The sequence below is a fragment of the Domibacillus sp. 8LH genome (genome assembly GCF_038806185.1).
Classification (GTDB): Bacteria; Bacillota; Bacilli; order Bacillales; family Domibacillaceae; genus Domibacillus; species Domibacillus indicus_A.
Genome location: NZ_JAVJNG010000002.1, coordinates 245,412 through 268,329 on the forward strand (window position 1 = coordinate 245,412; position 22,918 = coordinate 268,329).

The 22,918-nt window shown below is 46.8% G+C and carries 21 protein-coding genes; 13 read left to right on the plus strand and 8 right to left on the minus strand.

Features of this window, described 5'->3' with window-relative positions; genetic code table 11:
- Positions 1-9: 9 nt before the first annotated feature.
- The 7 genes from preA to RG959_RS04745 all read left to right on the plus strand — a co-directional run bounded on the left by preA (position 10) and on the right by RG959_RS04745 (position 7,487).
- The gene (gene preA, locus RG959_RS04715) at positions 10-1,272 is read left to right on the plus strand and encodes an NAD-dependent dihydropyrimidine dehydrogenase subunit PreA (RefSeq protein ID WP_342796160.1); all 1,263 of its coding nucleotides are present in this window, start codon (positions 10-12) and stop codon (positions 1,270-1,272) included.
- Between the two features lie 19 nt (positions 1,273-1,291).
- A complete protein-coding gene (gene hydA / locus RG959_RS04720; RefSeq protein ID WP_342796161.1) occupies positions 1,292-2,704 on the plus strand; it encodes a dihydropyrimidinase in 1,413 nt (470 codons plus the stop codon).
- A gap of 28 nt (positions 2,705-2,732) precedes the next feature.
- Positions 2,733-4,211 (plus strand): NCS1 family transporter, encoded by a 1,479-nt coding sequence (locus tag RG959_RS04725; protein WP_342796162.1) that lies wholly within the window; start codon positions 2,733-2,735, stop codon positions 4,209-4,211.
- 16 nt (positions 4,212-4,227) lie between these two features.
- Entirely contained in the window at positions 4,228-4,485 is a 258-nt protein-coding gene (locus RG959_RS04730) for a hypothetical protein (protein ID WP_251271488.1), read from the plus strand.
- 210 nt (positions 4,486-4,695) lie between these two features.
- Positions 4,696-5,817, plus strand: coding sequence for a type II asparaginase (locus RG959_RS04735; protein ID WP_342796163.1), 1,122 nt, complete (start codon positions 4,696-4,698; stop codon positions 5,815-5,817).
- 195 nt (positions 5,818-6,012) lie between these two features.
- Positions 6,013-6,525: a hypothetical protein gene (locus RG959_RS04740; protein ID WP_342796164.1), complete on the plus strand. Its 513-nt coding sequence runs from the start codon at positions 6,013-6,015 to the stop codon at positions 6,523-6,525.
- A gap of 74 nt (positions 6,526-6,599) precedes the next feature.
- Positions 6,600-7,487, plus strand: coding sequence for an SGNH/GDSL hydrolase family protein (locus RG959_RS04745; protein ID WP_342796165.1), 888 nt, complete (start codon positions 6,600-6,602; stop codon positions 7,485-7,487).
- Between the two features lie 82 nt (positions 7,488-7,569).
- Here RG959_RS04745 and RG959_RS04750 read toward each other — a convergent pair whose 3' ends face one another.
- Entirely contained in the window at positions 7,570-8,913 is a 1,344-nt protein-coding gene (locus RG959_RS04750; protein WP_342796166.1) for a sodium-dependent transporter, read from the minus strand.
- Positions 8,914-9,054: 141 nt separating this feature from the next.
- Here RG959_RS04750 and purU point away from each other — a divergent pair, with 141 nt between their 5' ends.
- A complete protein-coding gene (gene purU, locus RG959_RS04755; protein ID WP_342796167.1) occupies positions 9,055-9,963 on the plus strand; it encodes a formyltetrahydrofolate deformylase in 909 nt (302 codons plus the stop codon).
- Positions 9,964-10,153: 190 nt separating this feature from the next.
- On the plus strand, positions 10,154-11,992 hold the full coding sequence (locus RG959_RS04760; protein WP_342796420.1) for a cation:proton antiporter: 1,839 nt from the start codon (positions 10,154-10,156) through the stop codon (positions 11,990-11,992).
- Positions 11,993-12,387: 395 nt separating this feature from the next.
- On the opposite strand, the gene RG959_RS04765 is transcribed toward RG959_RS04760, so the two are convergent.
- On the minus strand, positions 12,388-13,878 hold the full coding sequence (locus RG959_RS04765; protein ID WP_342796421.1) for a succinyl-CoA:acetate CoA-transferase ScpC: 1,491 nt from the start codon (positions 13,876-13,878) through the stop codon (positions 12,388-12,390).
- Between the two features lie 144 nt (positions 13,879-14,022).
- On the minus strand, positions 14,023-14,673 hold the full coding sequence (locus RG959_RS04770) for a LytTR family DNA-binding domain-containing protein (protein WP_251271497.1): 651 nt from the start codon (positions 14,671-14,673) through the stop codon (positions 14,023-14,025).
- A 64-nt stretch (positions 14,674-14,737) separates the two neighbouring features.
- Here RG959_RS04770 and ybaK point away from each other — a divergent pair, with 64 nt between their 5' ends.
- Together ybaK and RG959_RS04780 are read left to right on the plus strand one after the other, a co-directional pair.
- Positions 14,738-15,217 (plus strand): Cys-tRNA(Pro) deacylase, encoded by a 480-nt coding sequence (gene ybaK, locus RG959_RS04775; protein ID WP_342796168.1) that lies wholly within the window; start codon positions 14,738-14,740, stop codon positions 15,215-15,217.
- 113 nt (positions 15,218-15,330) lie between these two features.
- Positions 15,331-15,618 (plus strand): hypothetical protein, encoded by a 288-nt coding sequence (locus RG959_RS04780; protein WP_242232703.1) that lies wholly within the window; start codon positions 15,331-15,333, stop codon positions 15,616-15,618.
- A 75-nt stretch (positions 15,619-15,693) separates the two neighbouring features.
- On the opposite strand, the gene RG959_RS04785 is transcribed toward RG959_RS04780, so the two are convergent.
- Positions 15,694-16,497 (minus strand): alpha/beta fold hydrolase, encoded by an 804-nt coding sequence (locus RG959_RS04785; protein WP_342796169.1) that lies wholly within the window; start codon positions 16,495-16,497, stop codon positions 15,694-15,696.
- 98 nt (positions 16,498-16,595) lie between these two features.
- Here RG959_RS04785 and RG959_RS04790 point away from each other — a divergent pair, with 98 nt between their 5' ends.
- Entirely contained in the window at positions 16,596-16,727 is a 132-nt protein-coding gene (locus RG959_RS04790) for a hypothetical protein (protein ID WP_255821852.1), read from the plus strand.
- A gap of 3 nt (positions 16,728-16,730) precedes the next feature.
- On the opposite strand, the gene RG959_RS04795 is transcribed toward RG959_RS04790, so the two are convergent.
- The 4 genes from RG959_RS04795 to RG959_RS04810 all read right to left on the minus strand — a co-directional run bounded on the left by RG959_RS04795 (position 16,731) and on the right by RG959_RS04810 (position 21,799).
- The gene (locus tag RG959_RS04795) at positions 16,731-17,201 is read right to left on the minus strand and encodes a helix-turn-helix transcriptional regulator (protein WP_342796170.1); all 471 of its coding nucleotides are present in this window, start codon (positions 17,199-17,201) and stop codon (positions 16,731-16,733) included.
- A 552-nt stretch (positions 17,202-17,753) separates the two neighbouring features.
- The gene (locus RG959_RS04800; protein ID WP_342796171.1) at positions 17,754-19,109 is read right to left on the minus strand and encodes an IS1182 family transposase; all 1,356 of its coding nucleotides are present in this window, start codon (positions 19,107-19,109) and stop codon (positions 17,754-17,756) included.
- Between the two features lie 181 nt (positions 19,110-19,290).
- Positions 19,291-20,385 carry an AI-2E family transporter gene (locus RG959_RS04805; RefSeq protein WP_342796172.1) on the minus strand — a complete coding sequence of 365 codons (1,095 nt, stop codon included), beginning with the start codon at positions 20,383-20,385 and terminating at the stop codon, positions 19,291-19,293.
- Between the two features lie 76 nt (positions 20,386-20,461).
- Positions 20,462-21,799, minus strand: coding sequence for a YjiH family protein (locus RG959_RS04810; RefSeq protein ID WP_342796173.1), 1,338 nt, complete (start codon positions 21,797-21,799; stop codon positions 20,462-20,464).
- Between the two features lie 209 nt (positions 21,800-22,008).
- Between RG959_RS04810 and RG959_RS04815 the strand changes: the two genes are divergently transcribed.
- Complete coding sequence (locus tag RG959_RS04815; RefSeq protein WP_342796174.1) at positions 22,009-22,881, plus strand: HAD family hydrolase; 873 nt, start codon at positions 22,009-22,011, stop codon at positions 22,879-22,881.
- The last annotated feature ends 37 nt before the right edge of the window (positions 22,882-22,918 follow it).

Below are 22,918 nucleotides of genomic sequence, written 5' to 3' on the forward strand. Positions count from 1 at the left end.
GAGATTTAGATGGGAGACTTACGTATAAACTTTGCGGGGATTCAATCACCTAACCCGTTTTGGCTGGCATCCGCACCGCCAACCAATTCCGGCTATCAGGTGCAGCGGGCGTTTGAAGCCGGCTGGGGCGGCGCCGTATGGAAAACGCTCGGTGACCCGATTATTAATACATCCTCCCGGTTTGCGGCGCTGCACTTTAACGGCCAGCGTGTCGCAGGTTTTAACAATATAGAGCTCATTACAGACCGGCCGCTTGAAGTGAATTTAAAAGAAATTTACGAAACGAAAAAACGCTTTCCAAATCATGCTGTCATCGCTTCCTTGATGGTTGAACCGAAGCAGGAAAAGTGGAATGAAATTGTGAAAAAAGTAGAAGCGGCCGGTGTGGATGGGCTCGAATTAAACTTTGGCTGCCCGCATGGCATGGCAGAGCGCGGCATGGGTGCGGCGTCCGGACAAGTGCCGGAGCTGGTAGAAAAGCAGACGATGTGGGCCAAGGAAGCCGCCCGCACACCGGTTATCGTCAAGCTGACACCAAACATTACCGATATTACGGCTACTGCCTGGGCGGCTGTACAGGGCGGGGCGGATGCGATCAGCATGATTAATACGATCAACAGCCTCGCCGGTGTGGATCTGGATTCATGGAATACGGTTCCACATGTGGCAGGAAAAGGAGCGCACGGCGGCTACTGCGGCCCGGCCGTAAAGCCAATTGCTTTAAATATGGTGGCGGAATGCGCACGCAACCCGGAAATTAACGTTCCGATCTCGGGCATTGGCGGCATTGGCACATGGAAAGATGCGGCCGAGTTTATCTTAATGGGCGCTGGCAGCGTTCAGGTATGTACAGCGGCAATGCACCACGGGTTTAGCATTGTCGAAGATATGATCGACGGCTTAAGCAATTATCTCGACAGCAAAGGACTTGCTTCTGTTGAAGAGTTAATGGGCCGGACCGTTCCGCGTTATTCCGACTGGGGCAATCTTGATTTAAATTACAAAGTGGTCGCCCATATCAACCGCAATACATGCATCAACTGTAATAAATGCCATATCGCCTGCGAAGATACAGCACATCAATGTATCGAGATGCTGACGTCTTCAGATGGCAGCAAATATTTGCAGGTTCGTGAGGAAGACTGTGTCGGCTGCAATCTTTGCTCCATTGTCTGCCCGGTGGACGGCGCCATCGACATGATGGAAGTTCCAAGCGGCCCGCCAATGACATGGAACGAACGCCAGGCGGCTATTAAACAGCCAATTGCCTAAAGAAAAGGAGCGGATAAGCATGAAAAAAATCATTAAAAACGGCGTCATTGTAACGGCAGTGGATCAATACGAAGCGGATCTGCTCATTGAAAACGGCAAAATCACCCAAATTGGTGCTGCGCTGGAGGAAGCGGCAGATGAAGTGATTGATGCAAAAGGTGCTTACCTGTTCCCAGGCGGTGTTGATCCTCATACACATCTGGACATGCCGTTTGGCGGCACAGTCACAGCAGATGATTTTGAAACGGGGACGATGGCAGCGGCATTCGGCGGCACAACGACCATCATTGACTTCTGTCTGACAAACAAAGGGGAGCCATTGCAAAAAGCGATCCGTACGTGGCATGAGAAATCAAAGGATAAAGCCGTCATTGACTACGGCTTCCACTTGATGATCGGAGAAGTCAATGACGCGGTGCTGGCGGAGATTCCGGAGGTGATTGAAAAAGAAGGCATTACATCGTTTAAAGTGTTTATGGCGTATAAAAATGTTTTCCAGGCGGATGACGCAACGCTATTCCGTACGCTGCTTACAGCAAAGGAGCATGGTGCTCTCGTGATGGTTCATGCGGAAAACGGTGATGTGATCGATTACCTCATAAACGACGCCCTGGAAAAAGGGCACACGGAACCGATTTACCACGCGCTTACACGCCCGCCGGAAGTAGAAGGAGAAGCAACCGGACGTGCAACCGTGCTGGCCGGCCTGGCAAATTCCCAGCTGTACGTTGTACATGTGTCGTGCGCGGAAGCTGCCCATAAAATTGCAGAGGCACGTCAAAAAGGCTTCCAAGTTTGGGGCGAAACATGTCCGCAATATTTGCTGCTCGATCAACATGATTTAGAAAAGCCGGATTTTGAAGGCGCTAAATACGTCTGGTCACCGCCTCTCCGTGAAAAGTGGAACCAGGATGTACTGTGGGACGCACTGAAAAATGGCCAGCTGCAAACGATCGGCTCTGACCAATGTTCTTTTAACTTTAATGGGCAGAAGGATCTCGGACGGGACAACTTCTCAAAAATTCCAAACGGCGGCCCGATCATTGAGGACCGATTCAGCCTGCTGTTTTCGGAAGGGGTGAAAAAAGGACGCATTTCCATTCACCAGTTTGTTGATCTCGTGTCGACCCGTTCAGCAAAACTATTCGGCCTGTTCCCGCAAAAAGGCACGATTGCGGTCGGCAGCGATGCGGATATCGTCATCTTTGATCCAAATAAAGAGCGGGTGATCTCTGCCGAAACCCATCATATGAACGTCGATTACAGCGCTTTTGAAGGAATGAAAGTAACAGGTGAGCCCGTCTCCGTACTCTCACGTGGTGAATTTGTCATTCGGGAAGGAGAATTTACCGGCAAGCCGGGAAGCGGACAGTACCTTAAAAGAAGCCGCTATAACAGTACGCAGGCGCGTCAGGCTATCATTGCCCAATAATCATCCAACGAAAGAGGAGGAATCATAAATGAAAGAGCCCAGCCGTTATTTAAAATCGCCGGATTTACTGCCGATTGCTCACCGTGACCGTAAAATTGGGACGTTTGGTTTTGCGCTTATGTGGATTGGGATGGCGGTTGTGCTGGCTGCTTTTGCCATCGGCGGAGCGGCGGTGGAACAAATGCCGCTTTCATGGGTGCTTGCCGCCTCTTTTATCGGCTGTGTGCTGATTGGCCTGTTTATTTCCATTATTGCAGATATCGGGATCGAGCATGGGCTGTCTTTTCCTGTTTATATGCGGGCGCCGTTTGGAACAATCGGAACACATATCCCATCAGCGATCCGCGGTATTGCCGCATCCATGTGGTTCGGAATCAACACGTATTTCGGCGCTATGGCGATCAACGGTATTTTAAATGTGATATTTGGCTTTGACAACTGGTTCGTCTGCTTTTTAGCTTTTGTGGCGGTGCAGGTCGCCAATACAATTATTGGGATCAAATCAATTGAAAAATTTGCAGATTTAGCTGCGCCTATTATTATTTTAATTTCACTCTGGATGTATGTCACACTGGCCGATCAGGCGGCGGCGGCTGATAAAAATGTTTGGTCCTGGGTGGAAAACCCGCTTGCCGGCGGTTTGCTGTTTAATGCCTTTATGGTCGTGGTTCTTGGAAACATGGGGTATTGGTCGACGCTGGCGGCCGATATTTCTTCGATTTCCCGTTTTATTAAAGCGCCGCAATTTGAGCGGAACTGGATCAAACGCAACAAAAGTGTGCTGGTCGGCAGTTTAATTGCCATGCCGCTTACGCAAACCTTTGTGGTAGCGATTGGCGGTGTTGCTTTTATTGCAGTCGGCAACTATGATCCGGTTGCCGCCTTACAGGAAACATCCAGCGGGCTTGTGCTGGCCGTTTTGCTGCTGCTTATCGTTTTTGCCCAGTGGTCCACGAATACAGCGGCCAATCTTGTCCCGGCTGCTACTGTGTTTTCAAACATTGGCGGCCCGAAAGTACCGTTTTGTGCGGGTGTAATCGCAGCAGGCGTGATCGGCATGGTCACCCAGCCGTGGAATTTATTTAACGTTTTAATGCCGTTTCTGCTTGTTGTCGGCGGGGTGCTTGCCGCCATTGTCGGCATTTTGTTTGCAGACTATTATTTGATCCGCAAACGCCGTGTGAATGTGCCGGACTTGTATGAAATGAAAGGACAGTACCGCTATCATTACGGCGTGAACTGGGCTGGCATTATTTCCTGGGTAATAGGCGGCACGCTTGCCGTCATCTTTTCAACCTATTCGTTTTTTGTCGGCTTTGCGGTCGGCGCCGCTGCATATTATGTATTAGCGAAGTTTTGGTGGTTCCGCTCATACAAGCAAGCTGAGCTGGAAGACCCAAGTGACGATAAATACCTTGGCGTGACGGTCGGCCGTGATTGGACCATTCCACCAGAAAGCGAAACGGCAGCTGATGAACTGCCGCCGGCTGCGATTGAAAAATTGTAAAAAGGGGTGAGGGAGAATGTCCGATTACAAAGGGTTTATAAAAGAAAAGGAAGCCATCGATGCACTTATCGATGACGGCTATCGGATTATCGCGGTAAGAGAAACGCTTGAAGGGGATTTTATCGAGTTTGAACGGCATATTGAACGAAAGGAACTACACCTTTTAACAGCTGATGCACGCAAATACATTGGAACGCTCATTGTCGAAGCGAAAAGGGGAAGTAAAAACTCATACGGAGGCACATACGAAGAAGCGGGTGCAGCCGGATCCTGACCGCTTTCTCATGGAAGATCAGCAGTAAAAGATCTCAAAACAGCCTTTATCCGTTTTACTTATACGGATAAAGGCTGTTTTCTGTTTGAAAAACGAAAACACAAATAAAATTGATGTTAGAAAATGTTACACTAAATGAAGATTAAACGTGTAAAGCGTATATAGTGAAAATTGTACAATATATTCGTAGCAGCGGAAGGAGACGGTTTGATGAAGCTTAAAAAAATGATAGGTGCATCTGTTATGTCTGTTTGTTTATTAGCTCCAGGAGCAGGGGTTTATACGGGTTTATCCGTACAGGCAGCCACAACAACTGCTTCTACAACGGTTAAGAGTGCGGACACCGATCTGCCAAACGTGAAAATTTTAGCAACCGGCGGTACGATCGCAGGCTCTTCTGCGAGTAATATGGATACAACGGATTATAATGCCGGGGAACTCGGTGTGGAAACCTTGATCAAAGCAGTTCCGGAAATGAAAAAGCTGGCTGATGTGAGCGGAGAGCAGATTGTCAACGTCGGCAGTCCGGAAATTAACAACGATATTTTACTAAAGCTTGGCAAGCGTATTAATACGCTGCTTGCGTCCGATGATGTGGACGGAATTGTCGTCACACACGGGACAGATACATTAGAAGAAACAGCTTATTTTCTTAATTTGGTCGTGAAAAGCACAAAGCCGGTCGTGGTGGTCGGTGCGATGCGTCCGGCTACAGCCATTAGCGCTGACGGGCCGATGAATTTATATAATGCTGTGAAACTGGCAGCGAATCCATATGCGAAGAAAAAGGGCGTTATGGTCGCGTTTAACGACCGAATTGGTGCAGCGCGTTACATAACAAAAACAAACACAACAGCTCTCGATACATTTAAATCCGTAGAGCAGGGCTATTTAGGCGGTTTTGCAGGTGAAAGTGTTTATTTCAGCTCCATCTTAAATAAGAAGCATACTACACAGACTGCTTTTGATATTTCAAAAATTGAAAAGCTTCCTCAAGTAGATATCTTATATTCTTACCAAAATGAAGGAAGATATTTGTATGATGCCGCTGTGGAAGCGGGAGCCAAAGGACTTGTTGTAGCGGGTTCTGGTAATGGGTCCATGTCGGGTATCGCAAGAGAAGGAGTAAAAGATGCGGCAGAAGAAGGAGTAGCAGTTGTCCGCTCTACACGCACAGGCAGCGGAGTTGTCACACACAGCCCTTCAGACGACAAAGACGGCCTTGTTTCTGCCGATTCTTTAAATCCGCAAAAAGCCCGTATTTTGTTAATGTTAACTTTAACAAAAACGAGCGATCCGAAGAAAATCCAGCAGTATTTCGATAAATACTAAAACAAAATTCAAATAAAAACCTGCCGCTCTTTCAAAACGAAAGAGCGGCAGGTTTTTATTGTTTTCCGTTCATTTTAAGGTGAGATTTTCTGCCAATAACTGAAATCTATTTGGGCGAATATGGTAAGCTGAACTCGATTTTACCTTGCAACGTTTGCCTGCCGGTCAATAAAGCGTGAAATGGAGGCTGGGAGAATGAAAAGAATGGGTTATCGTGGAGTGAGTCTTGGAGAAGCGAAACGCGTAATCGCCACTCAATGTTACGAGCGGATGGAAAGGCGGCAGTTTGAAGACGGCGTTCAAGCGCGGTCTATTTTTGGTCCTGGTCTTTATTTAATCAGCGATGCAAAGCTTGCTGCCCACTACGCATTTTGTCACGCGGAAACCGAAGGAAGCAGCCGGGCGGCCGTGCTGAAGCAGGACATCCAGCTGGATCGGCCTATGGTCATCAACTGCCGGTACACAGAAACAGATCTTAGGCGGGATGCACTTGAGTGGAAATATGCCGAAAGAGCGGTGCCTGCTGTTCGCCCGGAACATGTTCATGCATGGATTGGCCGGATTACCAAAGACTATCTTCTGGCTCACTCTTTTGACGGAATTGTGTATCATGTGGACGATACGGTTATTTATTATGTTGCTTATTTTCAAGAAAAACAGATCCACGGCATTGATCTCGCTTTTACATTTACAATGACTGGTGCATAAAACAGTTTGTTCAAGCGTAAAAGCTCATTCTTTTGATACAATAAGGAGAAGAATGAGTAAAGGAAGTGGCGCGTATGATCAGACGGGCTTTGCTGTTGTTCTTTTTTGTTTTCGGCAGTATCGCCGGCCCTGGACAGGCGGCGGCCATCCATTATATAGCGATTGGTGATTCGCTTGCGGCGGGCCAGACGCCGAACCGGGAAATTGGAGCAGGGTATGCAGATATGATTGCGCTTGCGATCCGGCCGGATTCTTATTCAAAGGAGCTGGCGATTCCCGGCTACACAGTAAGTCAGGTGATCAGCCAGGTGGAAAGTGCAGCGGGGAAAAAGGCCATTCAGTCGGCTGACCTCATTACCATTTCAGCGGGTGCGAATGACCTGCTGCCGCTTATTCAAAATGACCCAAAGCGCGGTCTGCTTACCTTTAACGCAGTAACGGCTGCTTTCGCCTTAAATGGCGTGAGGGAAAACTATGCAGTGCTGCTTAAGAAAATTAAAGCATTGAACCCACATGCGGATATTTATGCAATGGGTTATTATTTCCCGTATCCTCATGTGTTCGACCAGCACAAGCCGGCCGTTAGTGAGCAGCTGAACCTGCTGAACCAGATCATTAAACAAGAAGCAGAGAGGGCGGGTGTCGTCTTTGTTCCGGTAGCGGATCGTTTTGGACTGGACGGAGTGGAGTATGTACCGAACCCGGGCGATGTGCATCCAAACGGCGCAGGATATTTACAAATGGCGAATGCCTTTTTAGCTGTATATGCTCCTGGTACAAAGCTGCCTTCCTCCGTTTTAGGGCAGCTGCCGAAGCCAATCCCGCTGGCTGATTTAATCAAACAGCGGCAAAAGATGCTGGAACGTGAACCGAAGCAGGAAAAAAAGGCAGCGGAAGAAACGGATCAAACAGCGGCTGTACAAGGATGTACAAGGGAAGAAGTATATGCCGCCTCACTTTAAAGCATGAATAGGTATGTAACGAATAGAAGAAAAATAAAAAAGCGTTCACGAATCCGTTTTGGGTTCGTGAACGCTTTTTGGGTTACATTTTTAATTGGCTCATCGTATAAACAAATACGACCGCAATTGTAATCGGCACAATCCAGCGCATAAGCGGCAGCCAGTACGCATACGTAGAGCCAAAGCGGCCGGCATTGAGTTCGTACTCACTTTTTACAATCACCTGATCCATCCGCCAGGCAATAAACAGTGCAATCAGCAGGTTGCCGAGCGGCAGCAGGATATTGCTGACGAGATAATCGGTCATATTAAAAATGTTGCGGCCGAAGTAGGAAATATCGGCGAACGCACTAAAGGACAGAGCCGCAGGAATACCCGCCAGAAAAACAATGATACCGGAGAGAAGTGAAATCTTTTTACGTGATGCTGCTTCGCCTTTCGTAAAAGCCGCGGTGATAATTTCAAGCAGGCTGAACGAAGAAGTAAGCGTTGCAAACAAAAACAGCAGTAAAAACATAAATAAGAACAATTCACCAAAAGGCATTTGCGAAAAAACAGCCGGCAGTACGACAAACAGAAGTCCTGGCCCAGCTGTCGGCTCTAAGCCGAATGCAAAAACGGCCGGGAAGATGGCAAGTCCCGCTAAAACGGAAACAAAAATATTCATAATCGCCACAGAACCAGCAGACGACGGAATACTCACATCTTTACCTAAATACGAGCTGTAGGTGACCATGCAGGAAAATCCGACAGCCAGTGAGAAAAAGGAATGTCCAAGGGCATATAAGACGGCTTCTGCATTAATTTTCGAAAAGTCCGGCTGCAGGAAAAATGCCACGCCTTCCATTGCTCCGTCGAGTGTTAAGGAACGGATCACTAAAATAATGAAGAAAATAAATAAAAGAGGCATCATATATTTGCTGGCAAACTCGATACCTTTTTGGACGCCGGCTGCAATGACAATAATATTCAGCAGCATAAAAAGAGCGTGGCCGCCAATCGTCAGCCATCCGTTTTCGGTCATCGCGCCAAATATGGCGCCCGGATCACCGCTGCCGATGACGCCGCCATAAAGAGCACGGATGGTATAAATGAGTACCCAGCCGCCGACTACGCTGTAAAAAGAAAGCAGTAAAAAGCAGCCGACTACGCCAATTTTACCTGTGAGTGTCCAAAAAGAACCCGGCGCTAATTTTTTATAAGCACCAACCGCTTCCCGGCCGGAACCGCGTCCAATAATAAACTCTGAAATCAGCATAGGAAGCCCGATTAAAAGAGTGAAAATAACGAATAAAAGCAAAAAAGCACCGCCGCCGCTTTGACCGGTTACATAAGGGAATTTCCAAATCGCCCCAAGTCCAATCGCCGCGCCGGCTGAGGACAAAATAAAACCGAGCTTCGACGACCATTGTTCTTGTTTCTCCAATTGCTTTGCCTCCAATAACAAGTCATTTTGTTATTTTACTATAGCACGAATCCAGGCGAACGGCTGAATATATTTTCAAAGCAGGCGGAATCGTATATAATGAGGAAATTGAAATTAAACTGAAAAACTGGAGTGTACATGATGAATGCAAATATAAATTCACCCGAAAACGTACCGAGTGGACAGAGCCGTCCTGAAAACCGGGGCCGCCTGCTTGTAAAGTGTCCAGATGGACCGGGGATTGTCGCTACTCTGTCAAAATTTTTGTTTGAGCAGGGTGCGAATATTATTGAGTCAAGCCAGTATACGAGTGATCCGCAAGGCGGCACTTTTTTTATCCGGCTCGAATTTGACTGCGAAGGACTAACGGACAAGCGGGATGCTATGGAAAAAGAATTTTCGTCACTTGCGGAGAACTTTAGTATGGAGTTCCGCTTTGCGTACGGAAGCGAGCGGAAGAAAACAGCCATTTTTGTTTCAAAAGAACCGCATGCCCTGCTGGAGCTTTTATGGGAATGGCAAAGCGGCGATCTGCCGACGGATATCGCCTTCGTAGCTGGAAACCACGAAGAAGCTCGGGGGATGGTTGAATCGCTCGGTATTCCGTTCTATCACATCCCGGCAAACAAAGACATTCGCCGGCAGGTGGAAGAGGAACAGTCACGCTTGATTGAAGAGCATAATGTCGATGTCATCGTGCTGGCACGTTACATGCAAATTTTAACACCAGAATTTGTAGAGAAGTATCCGAACAAAATTATTAACATTCATCACTCGTTTCTGCCGGCGTTTATCGGTGCGCGTCCGTACGAGCGTGCGTACAACCGTGGCGTGAAGCTGATCGGTGCGACGTCTCACTATGTAACCAATGATTTGGATGAAGGACCAATCATTGAACAGGATATTGAACGTGTAGATCACCGCGATCACGTGGCGGACTTGAAAAAAATCGGCCGCTCGATTGAACGGCGTGTTCTGGCACGGGCAGTTAAGTGGCATTTAGAAGACCGCATTATCGTGCACGGCAACAAAACGATTGTGTTTCAATAAGAAAAAGCTGTCCTGTTCAGGGCAGCTTTTTTACATTTACATGCGTACAATCAGGATTGCAGTCAGTGAATAAGAAATATTTCGATTTTTTTTATTTTTAGCAGATGAGGGTATGCCCAGTTTCTCAGACGTGAAATATGGGAACAAACACGGTAGTATGGACAGAAACATGGGAAGAAAGGGAGATGTGATGTTTGATTCTCTGTTGTTTTATATAATGATCACGCTGGTCGTTGGAATCGCGTCTCAATGGACAGCTTGGCGCTATAGGCTTCCGGCGATTGTGGTCATGTCGGTGGCAGGTCTTTTAATTGGCCCGCTGGCCGGCTGGTTTAACCCGAAAGATGTGTTTGGCGATTTGTTTGGTCCTATTGTCTCCGCTGCGGTTGCCATTATTTTATTTGAAGGCAGCTTAAATCTTGATTTCCGCGAGGTTAAAACGGTTCGACAGCCGATTCGCAGGATCGTAACATTAGGCGCTTTTATCGCCTGGATCGCCGGCTCGCTGGCTGCGCATTATGTAGCCGGGCTGTCCCTGGCCGTTTCGTTTGTGATTGGCGGTTTGTTTATTGTCACAGGCCCGACTGTTATTCTTCCGCTTCTGCGCCAGGCGAAGCTGAAGCCGCGCACGTCCGCCATATTGAAATGGGAAGGGATCGTTGTAGACCCGTTTGGCGCTCTTCTTGCACTGTTTGCATTTGAACTTATTAAGTTTTTTACAGGAGAAGAGACAGCCGCTACGTTTATTAATTTCTTGTTCGGCTCCGCTTTTGCGGTTATATTGGGCGTAGTGTTTGGCCTTGGTCTTGGCAAAGCGCTTGAAAAGGGGCGTGTGCCGGAATACTTAAAGTCGCCGTCCGTATTTGTTGTCGTGATCGCCTGCTTTACGATTGCTGATGAAACGATGCATGAAACGGGGCTGCTTGCGGTAACGGCGATGGGGATGGTAATGGCGAACATGCACATTTCTTCTATTAAAGACATGCGCCATTTCAAGGAAAACATTTCTATCCTGCTTATTTCGACCATTTTTATTATGCTGACAGCGTCCCTGACAAGAGAAACGCTGATGCAGATTTTTGATTTTCGTATTATTGCTTTTGTACTGATCATGCTGTTTGTCGTTCGCCCGTTGTCGATTTGGCTTTCTACAATCGGGACGGATATGACAAATGGGGAAAAAACGCTGGTCGGCTGGATTGCGCCGCGCGGCATTGTGGCACTCACGGTGTCCGGCTACTTTGCCCAGTCGCTTTTTGAAGCGGGGTATGAGGATGCTGCACTGCTGACACCGCTCACGTTTGCCCTTGTGTTTTCTACTGTTGTAGCTCATGGCTTTTCAATCGGCTGGCTGGCTAGAAAGCTTCATTTGGCTTCAACCGATAAGCCGGGTGTCCTGCTTGTTGGCGGCAATACCTTTACGGCAAAGCTCGGTAAAACATTGCAGGATTTAAATATTCCCGTGCTCGTGGCGGACGACTCATGGCAACGGCTTCACGCGGCACGGCAGGCTAATCTGCCGGTTTACCACGGTGAAATTTTATCGGAAAGCACCGAATATCATCTTGAACTGACGCCGTATGAGTACATGATTGCTGCAACGAGCGATGAGGCGTATAACGCACTTGTCTGCTCTACCTTTGTTCCGGAGATGGGCCGTGTGAATTTGTATCAAATTGCTTCAGGACCAGAGCGGACAGAAACAGCGAAAGAATTCAATAAAACGGTGGGTGGAAAAGTGCTGTTTGATTCATCTGCCCATTATCAGGCGTTAACATCCCGGGCGGCTGATTACGTTTTTCGAAAAACAGAGCTGACGGAACGCTTCGGCTACGACAGCTATTTAAAAGAGCTGGACGAAAATACGCTGCTTTTGTTCCTGGTAAAGCCTTCCGGCAAGCTGGCTTTTTACACACGCGACGCCTCGCCTCGGGGAGAAGCGGGAGATATCGTAGTAAGTTTAATGCCGCCTGTAAAGGAAATAGCGAAAGCAAAAGAAAAAATCGCGGAGCAGCGCCGCGGTCAGTAGGACGAAAAAAGCGGCCTTCACCGGGGCCGCTTTTTTCTGACAGTAAATCAGAGAGAGTATGGAATTGTATTTTATACATTGAGCCGCTTCAAGCGGCTTCATGTGTATAAGTATAAAATATTTTGAAAGTGCTTTCATTATAAAACACACAAAACCGTATTTTTTTGACACAAAGCAGCAAATTTTTAACGTGAAGTAGAATTTTTAAACAGGAGAAAAAACGGGCCGTTTTAGCGTAAGAATAAGCTGTATTTGTCCCACTTATAATGAAAAGAGGAGCTGCGTTAAAAACAGCTCCTTGAGGAAAAATATATAGTTAACGTCACGCCGCTTTTAAAGAAAATCGTTTTGAGACAGGAGTTTGGAAGTCGTTTTCCAAAGCGGCTGGACAGACGTTACGAAAGGGACAGAGAACTTTGTTCAAGCATCGAGCCTGTCTCGGCGAGGCGGGTATGCCAGGAAAGCGCTTTTTCAAGCACGTGCGGTGTCTGGCCGCCGCGCGATAGTGCTTCCTCATAATAACGTCTCAGCTGCTCTTTATAAGCTGGATGGGCACAATTTTTAATGATAACGAGCACACGTTCACGCGGGGCGAGACCGCGCAAGTCGGCATAGCCTTGCTCTGTAACGATCACATCCACATCATGTTCTGTATGATCCACGTGTGAAACAAACGGAACGATACTGGAAACCGCGCCGCCTTTCGCGGTTGATTTTGTTACAAAAATAGCAGTCCGGCAGTTGCGGGCAAAATCGCCCGATCCGCCAATGCCATTCATCATCTTTGTGCCGAGTACATGGGTAGAGTTTACATTTCCATAAATGTCTGCTTCAAGAGCCGTATTAATCGATAACAAGCCAAGCCGGCGGATCAGCTCGGGATGATTAGAGATTTCCTGTGGACGAAGGACAAGCTTATCCCGATACCTTGCTAAGTTTGAATAAACATCTTGCATTTTTTCTTCTGAAAGAGTGATTGAACAGCCGGAAGCAAAGCGGATTTTACCACAGTCAAACAAATCGAATACGGCATCTTGCAGCACCTCTGAGTACACTTCCAAGTTTTCGAATTCCGATCCAATCAATCCGTGCATTACTGCATTGGCAACCGAGCCAATGCCAGACTGAAGAGGAGCGAGTTCATTGGTCAGGCGTCCCGCTTTTACTTCCTCACGGAAAAAGGCAATTAAATGGTCTGCCATTTGTGCTGTCTCCGCATCTGGCGGCACAATCGTAGAGGGTGAGTCCTGGGCATTTGTTAAAACGATCCCTTTAATTTTTGCTGGATCAACTCGAATACCGATTTCCCCAATACGCTCGTCTACCGATGTTAGCCTGATTGGTCCGCGTTTTCCCGGATCGTTCGGATTAAAAATATCGTGAAGGCCTTCGAGTTCTGCCGGCTGGGCGGTATTCAGCTCCACAATGACATTTTCCGCTCTATCAACAAATATAGATGAATTGCCGACAGAAGTTGCCGGGATAATGAGTCCGTCTTCTGTAATAGCGACTGCTTCCACAATGGCATAATCGACTGGTCCGAGAATCCCGCTGCGGATGGATTCGGCCGTATGGGATAAATGCTGGTCCACAAAAAGCAGATGCCCTTCATTGATTTCTTTTCGCATAACTGGGTCTGCCTGAAAGGGCAGGCGTTTATGAATAATCCCGGCTTCTGCCATCATTTTATCTAAGTCAAAGCCGAGAGAGGCACCGGTAAAAATATTGACTTTAAATGGGTCCGTCTTAGCTCGTTCTATAAGAGACATCGGTACGGCTTTTGCATCCCCGGCTCGTGTAAATCCGCTTAACCCCAATGTCATCCCGTCTTCAATCCAGGATGCCGCTTCATCGGCGCTCACAATCCTGTTTCTTAATTCCTCCATGCGAATACGTTCCTTCACTGTGATTCGACCCCCCCAGGTTGTTTTGGTAAGTGTAGCAAATTTTGAAAGGGCTTTCATTTTCTTTGTAACAAAAAACCGCAAAAAAGACGCGAAGGAGAAATTTCGCGTCATGAAGCAAGTTTGTTAATAATTGAGCGATTTGCGGAAAGCACTCGTATACGTCTGGGTGACGGGAATTTTAGTGCGGTCTTTCATAATCAGCAAAAAAGTTGAATGCGAGTCCGGCTGAATTTCCTGAATAAAGTTCACATTTACAATATAAGAGCGGTGCACACGGATAAAAGCATCATCCGGCAGCATAAATTCAAGCTCCGTTAAATTAAGTTTATGATAGCCGCTGCCTGTCCGGGCCTGCACGCGGGTTTTACGTCCTTCAGATTCTAAATACATAACGTCACTGTACGGAATAGGATACCACCGGTCTTCCGCCTTGATCGTTAGTAGATTGCGTGAAATAGGCGATGGCTTGGCCGGATGGATGGTTGTGACGGCACCAGTGAGCACATGATTATTAAAAATCGGCACACTCATCGCATAGTAGGGAATACCATATACATCACTGTCAATATACGTAGACACTTGATGCTTTTCTTCGATAGCCTGCTGGGTAACACTGCCCGGCTTGATCGGGTCGCCTACCCGAATATGCAAATCAATCAGGCGGCTCGGCTGGTAATAAATAAATGTTTCGTGATTTGACACGGCAACAGACGTATTCGGCGGAAAAAATTCTTTCATCACTTCCATTAAGCCGGAAACGGTCAGTTGGTCCATTTGCTCCACCTCTTCACATTGACTATAGTACAATAAGTGTACCATAGAAAAAGGGGGAAGCACGGTGGCAAAAGGAAAAACAAATGCAATGCGGCTGCTTGATGCAGCAGGCATTGAGTATGGGATGCACGAATACGATAACAAAGACGGGAAGATAGACGGGGTGTCCGTTGCCCATAAGATTGGCATTGAACCGGGGCGCGTTTTTAAAACACTGGTTACCGAAGGGACAGGCGGCTTGTTCGTGTTTGTCGTGCCGGTCGAAGCGGAGCTTGATTTAAAGCGGGCGGCACGCGCAGCAGGTGAGAAAAAAGTTGATATGCTTCCCGTAAAAGAGATTCAGAAACAAACGGGGTACATACGGGGAGGCTGTTCGCCGGTAGGAATGAAAAAGCTTTATCCAACTTTTATAGATATACAGGCGGAAGAATTTGAGTCTATTGTCGTGAGTGCGGGTCGGATCGGAGCGCAAATAGAATTGTCTCCTCGAGATCTGGCAGGGGTAGTAAACGCTTTCTTCTGTAAAATTGTGAACAATTCGTGAACGAAGTGTTACCAAATTGTATATAACGAGATTTTTATGCGAATGCCGGTTCTTTTTCGAAAAAAAACGTCGTATACTAGTGCCATCAAAGAAACAGGAGTTGACCCATAACCATGATGGTCGTTGAAAATCTTCTTGATGTGAAAAGCTATTTTGCCGAAGAAGTAAAAGAGAACTATGTTGTACAGTATGAAAAAATGGCCAAGTCAGGTGCATTTTTCAAAGAGGGCGGATGGCATGAACTCGAAGAAGAAACAGCGGAATGTGTAAAAATATTGTGCCAGACAGGAGACGCGTGCTCCGTTACTCGAGTGAAAGAATATCCCGTAAACGCTGAGGCTACTGTAGATGCCGTGTTAGCGCGTATCCGTGAAGCACACAGCGATATATTTAAAGGATAATATAGATAAATACATCGGTTTCCCTGTGAGGGAAGCCGTTTTTTTTATAAAAAAAGCAGCCTGGCAGAGGCTGCTTTACTGATAATGAAAAAAAGCACCGATCTTCTCGTCGACCAAAGGTGTTTCATGCAGGCCGCTATGATCAACGGTTGTGTCATAGAGGATGTCAAGCTGATATTGGTCTTTTGGAACAATGGCTTTTAAGCTGAGTGCACTTTGAAGCAGCGTTACCTGATCACCGGTTCCGGCAATGTTTAATACTTGTGTTTCCTTTGGAAACTGAGCATGGTTGGCAGTGATTTGAGCAAGAGCCGGCGAACCGGGCATAAGGTCGTATACCGCCTCACCTTCGTTTTGTGTAAACCATCGTCCGCCGGCTACGCCGTTAAAGGGGCTGCCAATCGTGACTAATTGGTCAACTGCCGGATGAAGCGCAGGGTCATATAAATCCTGCAAGAATTTTACCGATACAATGCCGCCCATTGAATGGCCGACTACCTTTATATGTTCAATACCGTATTCCTTCTTCATCACCTGCATAGCCGCAGCTACTGCACGTGATGTATCCTCAAAGGAAGCCCGGTTGTTTTCCATAATTAATTGAATAAGTGCAGGCCGTTCTGTAGAAAAAGGACTTTCCCGGACGAGAAGCCTGCCAGTACGCGTGACATTCATGGTCAGTGCCCGCTCTCCCCAGCCTCTTTCCTCAAACCGGGCAATCATCGTATTAAAAGAGCGCGCGGTTCCTTTAAAGCCATGAACGAACAAAACCGGGTCGGTGAATTGGCTGTCTGACACTGCATGATCGCTTTTTTCAAGCGTTAAAAAGCTGGCGTAAATTAAAAGAGCCGCTGCTAAAAACAGTCCATACTTCCGCATAAACGGTCACTTCGCTTCCTTCAAAAGTAGTAATCCTTATTATATATAATTTCGACAGAAAGATACATAGCGGGATATAATGGAATTTAAAGGGGGAGATGGTCCTGAAAGAATGGGTCGGTCAATGTATCGTATGCGGCAAGGATATTTATTGTCTGGACGGATTTTTAAATGGGGTAAAAGAACAAGGAGAGCTGTTTTGCTTCGATTGTGAAGAGCAGGACGAATAACGGTTATTCGTCCCCGGTTCTTTTCACGTGATTCTGGAAATGCTCTTCTGCTTCGACTGCATCGTACGTGCTGAAAAGCCGGTAATCTTCGGCATCCAGCACGCGGTAGTGGCCGCTGATGACATTTTGCTGAAGACGGATGCCTTTTTGACTGTCTAACTCACGCCACCAAACGCGGCCGCCCATTGTTTTTTCCTGGCCATTTGGCCGTGAGATCGTTTTGTGCGCAGCAAGCTCGGCTATTTCAACCGGGTCACCGCCAAGCGCAGACTGAAGGATATCGCTGTTCCGAAACAGCGCACATACCGCTGCCGCTGTTGTCCAGCCGGCAGTGGAGCGTTCTTTTTCAATTTGCACAAGTGTTTTTTTAGACAAGCCGATTACATCGGCCATTTTATCCTGTGTGTATCCGCGTTCTGTGCGGATCAGCTTTAATTTAGAAGAAACTATAGCTGTTATCGCTTCTTTATTCACCGAACATCACTCCTTACGTGTAATTTTACACTTGGTTCGCACAGAAGTAAAAAAGAAAACCCCTTTTGTTCAAAAAGGGGTTAGTGTGTAGACAAAGTCTTTCGCTATTAAAAAAGAGCCGGTAAGTGAAGCCTGCCGGACTTCGCGCATCCTAAGGCAGTGCGGGAGCCTCCTCGGCTGCGCCTGCGGGGTCTCCCGACTCACTGTACTTCCCACAGGAGTCTTCGCTAATTGGTGTTGAAGAACCATAAGCAAGGACCGAATAAAAATTTTCTTTTTTAAACAGAAAGATACGACCTTATGAGCTCTATACCATCTTGTCGCAAGCCACTTGGCGGCGGGAGGGCGGCGCAGACTCCTATGGGCTCGGCGCCCTGCCCCATGGAAGGCGGAGCTGCCTGGACGCCGCCGATCCATTCCATTCCATTCATGTAATTTGTCTACAGTCTGAACCCCTTTCGTTTAAAAAGGGGTTCAGACTGTAGACAAAGTGGTTCTCAAATCTCCGATTTGAGGCCGCTTTGTCTTTTTTATTCATTTTCACAGCCCTATTCAAGCTGGCTGCACTGGTTTCCATGACCAGCTGGCCAGCTTTTTAAGATTCATGGCAGCGAAAGTAAGCATCGCCTGCATGGATAATTTCCCCAGTCCCCTGAGGGTTGTCCATCGCATGCCATGCTTTTCTGTTGCATCCGCAAACACACGCTCAATCGTTTCTTTGCGCCTTGCATAGTCTTTTTTATTCTGCGCCGTATGGCGCAGGTGGTCAGCTTCTTCCAAATAGCCCTCCCACACGTGCCTGTGGATCAGCTTTGTATGATTCTGGCTTTGTGTGCACATAGAAAGGAGCGGACAGTCTCGGCACTGCTTGGGATCAGAAGCATACTGCCTGTACCCTTCACGGGTAGTCGTCCGATAAGAAAGCACTTGTTCCTCCGGGCAGATATAGCAGTCATAGTGCTCATCGTAGGCGAAGTCTCTTTTCTTTAAATATCCTTTTGGAGTGCGGGGCCTTGAATAAGGAAGAACCGGACGGATCTCGAGTTCCGTTATGTACTTCGCGATAAAAAGCGTTTTGTATCCAGCGTCGGCAGCTACAGCATCAGGCTTCGCCACTTTTTCCATTACTTTATCGAGAACATCTGTAAACACACGGCTATCATGGACATTGGCAGCTGTCACACAGGAGGCAAGAACAAACCCATTAGCATCACAGGCTGTGTGAAAGGAGTAGGCAAAATTTTTCTCCCGCTCATCTTTCACATAGTAGCCGCTGTCTGGATCAGTCGTGCTCGCCTTGATTTCCTTCATTTCTTCCTTTTCCTGTGGGGGAAACGGCTTTTTTCCATATTCCTCACGATCAACATTGATTTCTTCCTCAAGCTGCGCCTGGTAGCTACGTGCTTCAACACGCACCACTTTTTTATTAAACTTCTTTTTATTCGCACTCGCTTTGACATGTGTGGAATCAATAAAAGCAATGGATGGATCAACGAACCCTTTCTCCATCGCTTCTTTCAGAATCCGGTAAAAAATCTGCTCAAATAGGTCGGTGTCTTTAAAACGTCGGACATAGTTTTTACCGAAGGTAGAGAAATGGGGAATTTTCTCCGAAAATCCATACCCAAGAAACCACCGGTACGCCACGTTGGTTTCAATCTCCTTAATTGTTTGGCGCATAGAGCGGATGCCAAACAGGTACTGAACCAGCACCATTTTGATCAGGACAACAGGATCGACGCTTGGCCGCCCGTTATCGGCAGAATACATATCTTCCACCAGCGGATAAATAAAGTCGAAATCGATCGCCGCCTCAATTTTGCGGACCAGATGGTCAGCCGGCACAAGCTGGTCAAGCGCGACAACTTCCATTTGATTCCGGCGGTTTTCTGGCCGTTTTGATAACATACAAATTCCCCCACAAGATTTTGATGTTTTTATTGTACAAAAAAAGCTTGTAGACATCATCTTCAAAATAAAGACTTTGTCTACAGTCTGAACCCCTTTCGTTTAAAAAGGGGTTTTCTTTTTATTATCCGGTCCGCATGCTAAAAATAAAAACTGCCTCCGAAGAGACAGTTGTGTTGTATTAATCGATTTCTTTTCCAGCAGCTTCACGGATTTCTGTTCTTTTTTGATAAAGGTTAGACAGAATCGTTTTGACAACGCCGTAAAACGGAATGGCTAGAATAACGCCCCAGATGCCGGCGATGTTTCCTGCCGCCAAAATAACCGTAATAACGGTAAGCGGATGAACATCAAGCGCTTTGCCCATTACATTTGGTGAAATAAAGTTGCTTTCAATCTGCTGGGCAACGAGCATAATAATCGCTACGTACAAGGCCATCTGCGGCTCCTGCAGAAGAGCGATAAACATAGCTGGCACAACGGCCAAGTAAGGGCCGAGGAACGGAATCACATTTGTCATCATGCCGAACAGCGCCAGTAGCAGGGCATAATTCAAATCGATAATTAAGTACCCAATTAGGAGCATCACACCGACAAGGAAGCTGACCAACAGCTGTCCTTGAATGTAAGAGCGAAGCGTCACATCCAAGTCATGCAGTGTTTTGCGGATCCATGTTCTTCGTTCTCCGCTGAAAAAGCCGGCAACAAACGGTACAAACTTTTCATGATCCTTCAGCATGTATACAAGAAAGAATGGCGCCAGGATTAAAAGGAACAAGGCTTGGAAAAAGTTTTGAAGAAACGTTAACAGCCAGGAGCCGAATCCAACAGTCCATTCATTTAGATTGTTAGAAACATTGCTGATCGTACTTTCAACAGATTCCTGCGCTTGAGGCGGCAGGTCATCCCGGTGACTGAGCAGGTAATCCACCCATTTTTCGCCTTCCTCGATCATTTGCGGTGTGTTTTTTGCTAAAGAACCGGCCTGTTCACCGATAACGGGCGCGATCATCGCGTAAATCAGCCAGAATACGGCCACGACCACAACAAGCACGAATGTAATAGAAGCCCAGCGCGGCAGCTTTCTTGCTTCAAGTAAGTGGAGGAGCGGCCTCGTTAAATAAAAAAGCACCCCGCCAATTAAAAGAGGCAGAAAAATTGTTTTGGCGATAATAATAAGAGGATTAAAGACATCATGAATTTGCTGAAACATAAAAATAATCAGCATCGCCAGTAAAATACCAATTCCTGTTTGAAACCAAAGTTTGTTTGTCAAAAAGAGACACTTCCTTTCTAGGCAACATATATCATTACCCGATTATACGAAAAAAAAGCCGGTAAGTTCCGGCTTTTTAAAAATAAAGGTGCGCAATTCCTGCAATAATCGGCAAAGAGATCAGCGTGCGGATAATGAAGATAAGAAACAAATCTTTAAAGGAAACGGGAATTTTTGTCCCGAGAAGCAGTCCGCCTACCTCTGACATATAGATAAGCTGTGAGACAGATAGAGCTGCAACTACAAACCGTGTCAGCTCGCTTTGGATGCTTTCGCCTAATATTGCTGGCAGAAACATATCGGCAAACCCGATCATAATCGTTTCAGATGCTTCTTTGGCGAATGGAATGTTTAAAAGCTCAAGCAGAGGAATAAACGGCAGGCCAAGCCATTGAAAAACGGGCGTTGATTCCGCAATAACCAAAGCTGTTGTACCGATCGCCATGACAATCGGGATAACACCGAGCCACATATCCAGCACATTTTTCACCCCATCAATCGCGGTTTCGGACAGCTTGCTTTGACCGGCCCGCTTCACAGCCTGTTCATATCCATATGACAAAGAGGTATACCCGGATGGAATCGATTCATCATCAGCACGACGCGGTGTTCCATCTACAAAGGTATCGGGCTTTCTTGAAAGCGGCGGAATCCGCGGCATAATAATCGCGCAGGCAATTCCGGCTAAAACAACGGTTAAGTAAAAAGGAACAAAATACTGGTCCAGGCCCACCTGGCCGATGACGACAAGACAAAAAGTAATAGAGACGACTGAAAACATGGTTCCAATAATGGCCGCTTCTTTTTTTGTGTAAAATCCTTCTTCATACTGCTTGCTTGTCAGCAAAACGCCAATCGTCCCGTCGCCAAGCCATGAAGCAAGTGCGTCTACTGAAGAGCGTCCAGGCAGCAAAAAGAGCGGCCGCATCACTTTCGTTAAGGAATAGCCGACAAATTCAAGCAAGCCAAAATTAAGCAAAAGAGGCAAAAGGATGCCGGCAAATAAAAAGACGGCAAACAGAACAGGCAGCAGGCTGAACAAAAGCGTTCCACCTGTTGCATCTGACCAGATGGCTTGAGAACCAAGACGAAAATAAGTCAACACCGCAAACACAGCGCCGGCCAGGCGGACAATCAGCCAAAACGGCGAAATATCAAAAAGAGCGGTCAAGAAAGCAGAATGCCTTACAAACGCCGGACGAACGAGTTTCACAACGAGTGTTAACAGAGCAGACAGCACAATCAGCACCATTACAATACTAGGAATGGCATCTCCGAGAGCATCCTGAAGCCAGGATGACAAAACAGCAATCGGAATGGTCATGCCATCTTCCATCGGCACGGGAGTCATAAACAATAAAATCCCAATTGCAGATGGAAGAACAAACCGCAAAAGGGAACGAGATCTACGCATATATAAACCCTTTCTTTGTATAAAGATTCAACATGTGCAATTTTAATTCATTCGCTTTTGAAAATCTACGTTTCAGCACATATTCATAAAATACAGAATTTTGATTGCGCTTACAACTCTGGCGCTGTATACTCCCGGTATTTTTCCGGATTCCGAACTATTTTCATGTTAAAATAGGAAAGAATGAAATGAAAAAGAAGGTGACCCGAATGATTACAAGCATCGCAACAGATATGGACGGAACGCTATTAAACGGGAACATGGAAGTGAGTGAAGAAAACCGAGCCGCCATGAAAAGAGCGCAGGAGCTTGGGATCGAAGTCATTGTTGCAACAGGGCGTTCTTACAAAGAAGCCCGCTTTGCACTAGAAGGAACCGGGATCGAGTGTCCGATTATTGCAGTGAACGGAGCGGAAGTGCGGGATGCAAGGGGCGAAATCGTTCAATTTACGGCGATTGAAGATGATTTGGCATACGATTTATACCGCCGCTTAAAAGATGTCGGCGTTTATTTTGAAGTGTATACGAATCAAGCAACGTACACAGATGATGCAGAAAAAGCGGTAGAGCTGTTGATTGATATTGTTCTTTCCGCACATCCAGACGCAAATGTAGAAGACATTCGCGAACGCGCTAAGCTGCGGATCGAGCACGGCCTTGCTAAACAAGTGAATGATTACGAAGAAATCATTCGTGACACGAGCCAGCACATTTATAAGTTTTTCGTGTTTTCAACAGACCGCGAGCTGCTGCAGCGGGCGGCGGACCGTCTCGATGGGATTGACGGAATAGCTGTCAGCTCATCTGGGAATGAAAACCTTGAAATTACTAATGACCAGGCGCAAAAAGGCATTACGCTTGAGAATTACCTGACTTCTAAAGGACTCTCGCTCGAAGATGCGCTCGCTGTGGGAGACAACTATAATGACCTGTCTATGCTTGAAAGAGTCGGATATTCATATGCGATGGGTAACGCAGACGCCAATATTAAAAAAGCAGCCCGGTTTGAGACGTCCCGCAATGAAGAAAGCGGAGTGGCCAAGGCGATTGAAGATGCACTGGAACGAAGTGCGGTCAAATGATAAAATAATTCATACAATTCGCAATAAGAAGGAGAAT